This window comes from Novosphingobium sp. 9U, from assembly GCF_902506425.1.
Lineage (GTDB): Bacteria > Pseudomonadota > Alphaproteobacteria > Sphingomonadales > Sphingomonadaceae > Novosphingobium.
The window spans coordinates 1-4,496 of record NZ_LR732472.1 but is presented as its reverse complement, the minus strand read 5'-3'; the positions used below and the strand labels follow the sequence as shown (position 1 = coordinate 4,496).

7 protein-coding genes are annotated in these 4,496 nt (G+C 58.3%); 3 read left to right on the top strand and 4 right to left on the bottom strand.

The genetic code is table 11. The annotated features are described in order from the left end of the window. Positions 1-301: hypothetical protein (locus GV044_RS13310; protein WP_159871565.1), on the bottom strand; the 301-nt coding region annotated here is incomplete at its 3' end. Between the two features lie 121 nt (positions 302-422). Here GV044_RS13310 and GV044_RS13305 point away from each other — a divergent pair. Further along, positions 423-1,136 carry a hypothetical protein gene (locus tag GV044_RS13305; protein WP_159871562.1) on the top strand — a complete coding sequence of 238 codons (714 nt, stop codon included), beginning with the start codon at positions 423-425 and terminating at the stop codon, positions 1,134-1,136. Positions 1,137-1,406: 270 nt separating this feature from the next. Here the strand turns inward: GV044_RS13305 and GV044_RS13300 are convergent, their stop codons facing one another. After that, the gene (locus GV044_RS13300) at positions 1,407-1,748 is read right to left on the bottom strand and encodes a hypothetical protein (protein ID WP_159871559.1); all 342 of its coding nucleotides are present in this window, start codon (positions 1,746-1,748) and stop codon (positions 1,407-1,409) included. A 508-nt stretch (positions 1,749-2,256) separates the two neighbouring features. On the opposite strand from GV044_RS13300, the gene GV044_RS13290 reads away from it, so the two are divergent. Beyond that, entirely contained in the window at positions 2,257-2,454 is a 198-nt protein-coding gene (locus GV044_RS13290) for a hypothetical protein (RefSeq protein WP_159871553.1), read from the top strand. A 17-nt stretch (positions 2,455-2,471) separates the two neighbouring features. Here GV044_RS13290 and GV044_RS13285 read toward each other — a convergent pair whose 3' ends face one another. After that, positions 2,472-2,930: a hypothetical protein gene (locus GV044_RS13285; protein WP_159871550.1), complete on the bottom strand. Its 459-nt coding sequence runs from the start codon at positions 2,928-2,930 to the stop codon at positions 2,472-2,474. A gap of 223 nt (positions 2,931-3,153) precedes the next feature. Between GV044_RS13285 and GV044_RS13280 the strand changes: the two genes are divergently transcribed. Then, positions 3,154-3,765: an SHOCT domain-containing protein gene (locus tag GV044_RS13280; RefSeq protein ID WP_159871547.1), complete on the top strand. Its 612-nt coding sequence runs from the start codon at positions 3,154-3,156 to the stop codon at positions 3,763-3,765. 46 nt (positions 3,766-3,811) lie between these two features. Here GV044_RS13280 and GV044_RS13275 read toward each other — a convergent pair whose 3' ends face one another. Beyond that, positions 3,812-4,372, bottom strand: a complete 561-nt coding sequence (locus tag GV044_RS13275; RefSeq protein ID WP_159871544.1) for a recombinase family protein — start codon at positions 4,370-4,372, stop codon at positions 3,812-3,814. Positions 4,373-4,496: the final 124 nt, after the last annotated feature.

Below are 4,496 nucleotides of genomic sequence, written 5' to 3'. Positions count from 1 at the left end.
TGGTGCCCAGAAGAGGATTGCGCCGGGGGTCGCCGTCGGCAACCTCGGGTGCGGTTGAGTTTTCTTCTGCCTTTTCAGTGCTGGCGGATGTGATGCCCAGAAGAGGACCAGCATCTTGGGCAAGGATCGGGGCTAGCTGAGCCCGGATAGCGCTGATCGGGGTTCCGGCGGCATGGGCGTCATGGATCGTCTCGATGAGAGCTTCGAATTCATCCGACTGTGCAGTGATGGCCGCCTGATCGTCCTCCCAATCAGTATGAGGCTCACCCGCTGCGTCGGCCCTCTGGATGCGGTTGATCATGCTGGTCTCCATGATGGTGGCGGTGTCGGTGGACGGGTAAGTTCATGGTCGGGGCGGTCGGCGGTGCGTTTGCATCTATCGTCGGGCAGAAGGCGGATTGTACCATGTACGCCGATGATGTGTGGCTACGATCCAGGCGACGATGGGCATCGGGGGTGACGTGAGCGCTAATATCTACCTGCTCGACGACCGCCGCAGCGTGGTGCGCGAGGACGGCAAGGAAATTACCGTCCCGCGTGTACGAGCCGTGGCCGTGTTGTTCCTCAGGAGTGGCCGAAACGCGGGGCGCTCGACTTGGGCATACACGCAAGGAGCATTCTTCCGAGATGGCCGCACAGCCGATCTTGCGGTTTGCAAAAGCAGGGCCTCGGGCACGGTCTTCTACCTCAAGGTACTGGTCGGTTTCGTGTTCAGCTTCGGCTCGCGACATTTCCTTGTGGTCGAGAATAATACCAGCGAGCCCTTCCGTTATCTCGATCTGGACGAGGCGCGGTATGGTCTGATGCGCGGGACATTGGCCGACTTCCTCAAGGCGATGTCTCCCCGCTCGCCCTTGTGGAAGCCACTTCAGCGCAAGGTTGACAGCATTATCGTACAAGAGGTGGACGAGGAGTATCTCGATCTTGCCACCTACACGGCGCTCTCGAAGGGGCAAGACAAGGGCTATAATCCGCCAGTTGGGGAGTACAGGTGGCGGATCACGGACACCTTTCCAGGGCCGCGTGATTGGTGTTGGGAGGAGGTTACATCATCCAAGAAGACGAGCTTGCGATGGTACAATCAAGCCTTGGAAGCTCTAGCCGAAGGCCGTGAGCGTTTTCACGGTGGCGGCTGATGATCAACGTCACAAGGATGAGGCATGCGGCTGCCCGCTCTGTGTCGGCGATGTGCTCGACCGAATTGACATGGTGGTGTGGACTGCGACTGAGAGCGGCCGATCAGACCGGGGGGTGGTGGCAGGATGTAGGTCCCGCTCGAACATCCTTTAGCTAGCTGACCAGCTTGGACATGCGATGTTCGACCCCGGTCTAACGCCAAAAGGCGGGAAGAGGCTTGCTCTTCCCGCCCTATCGAGGTGCGATTGATGAGGCCTGAATGGCCGTTCTCAATCGATGTACTCGACCGTGTAGTTGACCGCGTTGGCTTCATCGCCGACGTTCTGGACGTAGAAGCGATAGGTACCAGCGGAGTCCGCGTCGATGTAGGCGTCCGTGTAGCTGGTCCCATCCACATCTACGTGCACGGTGCGGCCAACCGGGCTGATGACCCGGAAGTCGAGATCGGTGTCGTCGAAGCCGCGCGCGTGGATCACGAAGGAACGGTTGGCGGCGATCTCGATCAGCTTGGTGCTGTGGGCGGGAATGGTGGTGGTCGCGGCCTGAGCGGCCTGAGGGGCGAAAGCAGCCGAAGCGAGGGCAGCGGCTGCGAGGATGGCATTCTTGATCATAACACAAGCTCCTACAAGCGTTGAAGTTTTCGTGATTTTCGACCGGCACCACACTGGTCTTGATCACGAGACTATGTATGCCGAATCGCACCTTTCACGAAGGTGAACAGTTCGTCTCTAAAATGCCTCCACTCACCGCAAGGCGGCATTTGGATGCTATCTTCTTATTAGCTAAAGAAAACTTTTTACTGTCAGCGAGGCAATCGTGGGATTCTTTGATTTCGTCGCAGGGTTGTTGGGTGGCAGCGATAGTGGTGGAGCCAAAGAGCGCTACCGCCATAAGGGGCGCTACGGACCCAAAGGTGCATTTCGAAAGGAGCGTAATGGCGACCGTGTGGGCCGGGGCAAGAATGGCCGATACAAGAAGTAGCTCACCTCGTGCCGATGCCTTGTGATCTTCAAGCGCCGTCATGCGTCGGGCTGGTGGTCCGATAAATAGCTGATGACGAAACCATCTCTACCCGCCTGGCTGAGAGGCCTGCCACGCCAACACCGCGATCTTGTAATCGTGGATGACGTCACGATCCCCCTCCAGGATGGTGACTGCCCCGAGTACATCGCCGACGAGCTTGCTTTATGGTTTCGTCGTCATGGTATCCGAGCCAGGCGGATGGACCGCCTGGCGCAAGATATCGTGCGGTTCGGATTTCAATATCACGAAGATGCCGCAACTTTTCGGCAGGCCAGCGGGCTTCCGGCGCAGTGACGGGCATCACGTGTTCATCAGCTATCCGGTTTGCACCTTAAGGCCTCGTGGAGAGCCGATGCCAAGGGAGATACCTGAGAGCGCCGTTCGAGGATGAGAGCTTCATAGTGCCGACGGCCTTGCTCTTCTCGACGCTTCTTGGCCGCACTTTTCAACACCCCATCATCCTTGGCTTGCGGAGCGGTTGTGGCCTCTGATTTCACCCGCTTCGGCTTACCAGTCTTCTTCCCCCAGTACGCCAACCAGCGTTCCGCCCCAAAGCTCTGCACTTCTTGTTCAAGCCAAGCTGGGTAGCGCTTGCCGTAGTGATCGCGGGCACTCGTGTTGGTTCTGTAATGATGCTCGATGACGGAATACCACCACTTGCGCGTCTCGGCGCGGGTACGTGGCTGGTAGGCGCGTACCCGCGAGGCCTGGCTGTTTTCAGCGGCTCGACGACCCGCTGCTTGCATGAAGTTCGACGCGCTCTTGTACATCGGTCGCTCCACTTACCTGCCATTGGGCATGCTGCGTGCGAGGATGATCGTGTTCCAAAGAGGTTGTGGTCAAGCTTAAACGACGGTCACGTCCGTCTTGATCATCGCCAAGGGACACACACGCCGCTCAGCCGATCCACATGACAGCCGCGATGTGGCTGTGGCGGCGATAGTTGTGCACCGAGGTGACGGCGACTAACGTGCTCCACGGGGAGTTCATGCGATGTTGACGGTTTTCAGAGCCCTGCTGGGTTTGGCTACGGCAGGAGCCGCATTCGCTGCGATCATGTTCAACGGAGGCATCGTCTCGCTAGATACGATTGCACACCCGAACAACGATCCTCAGTTCGCTGATCTGGTCGAGCGCGGCTACCGTCCTCCTTCAGGCGTCGTGGAAGTTCTCGAACGCCAAGGTCAAGCCCCGGAGACGCGCCATGAGGCCGACTACGGAACCGCGCTCAAATGGTACGATGACCGCCGGTCAGCGACAGAGTACAACAACAGCCTGGAGGAGGAAAAGCGGGACCTCGCCATAGGCTGGGCCATCGCGCTTGGAGCCTTGTTCTTGATTTCGCTCCTGCCATGGGCTCGCTTCGTACGAAAGATGAACGCCAGCGGTGATGCTGCCGCCGACAAGGTCGCGAAGATCGCATCCCAAGGCACCACAGCTTTGAAAGAGAAGCTTAGGCCATCTCCGATCATTGGACGCAGTGGCTTGAGCAGCTTTTCCGTGGCGGACGAGTTGGCCAAATGGAGCAAGCTGCGTGACGAGGGTGTCGTGACTGCTGCGGAATTCGAGGAAGCTCGGGCTCGCCTACTCAAACGTACGACGTGACAATCCTCCGGACGCCATTCACCCTTGGCTGCGTAGAGGAGTAGCGTCAGGCGGCTTCCTGCCTGATCGCGGCCAGCGCCCTATAGATCGACGCCCTACTGACTCCCATGACCGCAGCGGCCTCCTTCGGCTTCATACGGGCAGAGAGATCGCGCACCCGATCGAGGTCAATGGTGGACCGCCTCGCCTTGTACGTGTTGCGGGCTTTCGCGGCCGCAATCCCTTCTCTTTGGCGCTCGGCTCGAATCGCGAGTTCAAATTCAGCCACACTTGACAAGATTCCAAGAGTCAGGCGGCCACTAGATGACGTGGTGTCGATGGCCTGATCCAGGCATCGAAAGCCCACGCCCTTGGCATCCAGTTCTGCAAGCAGATTGTGGAGATCACGTACCGACCTAGAAAATCGATCAAGTTTTGTTACGAAAAGCTGATCTCCACTCCTCGCGAAAGCGATGCAGCGCTGGAGTTCTGGACGATCATCGGCCGTACGACCCGAGACCCGCTCCTCGAAGAGGTGATCTTCCTGCACTCCGGCTGCGAGTAGAGCCGCACGCTGGATGGCAAGGGACTGGTCCGTTGTCGAAACGCGTGCGTACCCGATCTTCATATCAACGCCTTGTCTCACCTGATCTACATATTTGAGAATATCTCAAATGGGTCAGAATCGCAATGGTATGAGACTCCGTACGCATCCTGGTGGTTATCGCGCCGAGGTATACCCAACGAGACAT